The organism is Stappia sp. TSB10P1A (assembly GCF_900185725.1).
Taxonomy (GTDB): Bacteria; Pseudomonadota; Alphaproteobacteria; order Rhizobiales; family Stappiaceae; genus Stappia.
The window spans coordinates 1-991 of sequence record NZ_FYAU01000065.1; the positions used below are offsets into that span (position 1 = coordinate 1).

The window sequence follows — 991 nt, forward strand, 5'->3', positions numbered from 1 at the left end:
GCGCGCATGCGCAAGTCCGGTCTGCCGGGTGACGAAGGCCATCATCGCCTCGTCGGTGCTGGTCTTGACCACGCCGAGATTATAAGCGGCGATCCAGAGCGCCTGCAGCTTGCCCGCGAAAGGCCCGCTCGCCCGCTTTGCCGAGCCGGTCTTCAAACCGCGTTTGAAGCCGAGGCGATGCAGCTCGTCCACCACCACCTGGTGCTGCTGCGGCGACATGGCCCGCAGGGATCGCGAGCCGGTGACCCGCTCGTACAGGTCGCGGGCGTCCTCGCCGGCAATGCCGAGCTGCTTGAGCCCGACATGGATGATCGCATGTGCTGTCATCTGTCCCACCATCTCAAAGGGTCCGGACGCTCGTCCTGGTCCTCAGTTGACGACACGGCCGCCCCTGACGCGGCCTTCGAAAGTTCCTGTCTCAGAAGTTCGGTGGTGACCGCCCGAAGCTCGGCGGTCAGCCCTGGCAATCGGTGCAGCCTGTAGCGGTGGCGCCGGGCTTCGCCGAGCAGCTCCTGGCGGCGGGCACCGGGATCGCGGACGGACATGTCAAAGCCCTCCCTCCTTCCAGGCGGCGCGGCGCGCTAGGCGCCATGCGGATCAAAAAAGGCATCGAACACCCCCCCCCCGAAGGGGCTGGGCCGATGTCGGCGATCACATAATTTAATGTGCGTGCCTTGGCCTCGTGCCGGTGGAAGATGCGGGGGCGGCACCCGACAGAGATCGTCTCAAGATCGACGCGATAATCGCCGCTCGCCCAATGCCATCCCTGAAACGGGCCGCACCCAACAACGCGACCTGTCTCCATGTCGATCTCCCACCACAGGAAGTCCTGACCGCGGTCCTCGAAATCGATGCGCTGGATGCTCATGTCAGCCCCCACTTGCCATCGAGAAGATCGTCCAGCCACTGCGGCTCCGGATGCTCGGCCGGCCTGCCGATTTCCGCCTCGATTTCGCGGATCAGCAGCACGCGGTCGGCGATAGCGGGTACT

At 65.4% G+C, this 991-nt stretch carries 2 protein-coding genes; both read right to left on the reverse strand.

Annotated elements, in window-relative coordinates; genetic code table 11:
* The coding region (locus tag TSB10P1A_RS23510) for a regulatory protein GemA (protein ID WP_186390396.1) at positions 1-327 on the reverse strand (327 nt) is incomplete at its 3' end.
* A 127-nt stretch (positions 328-454) separates the two neighbouring features.
* Positions 455-868 (reverse strand): hypothetical protein, encoded by a 414-nt coding sequence (locus TSB10P1A_RS23515; protein ID WP_186390397.1) that lies wholly within the window; start codon positions 866-868, stop codon positions 455-457.
* Between the last annotated feature and the right edge of the window lie 123 nt (positions 869-991).

What these genes read in the sequence shown, in the direction of transcription:
- TSB10P1A_RS23515 (WP_186390397.1), bottom strand. Translation starts at nt 868, where the DNA reads ATGAGCATCCAGCGCATCGATTTCGAGGACCGCGGTCAGGACTTCCTG.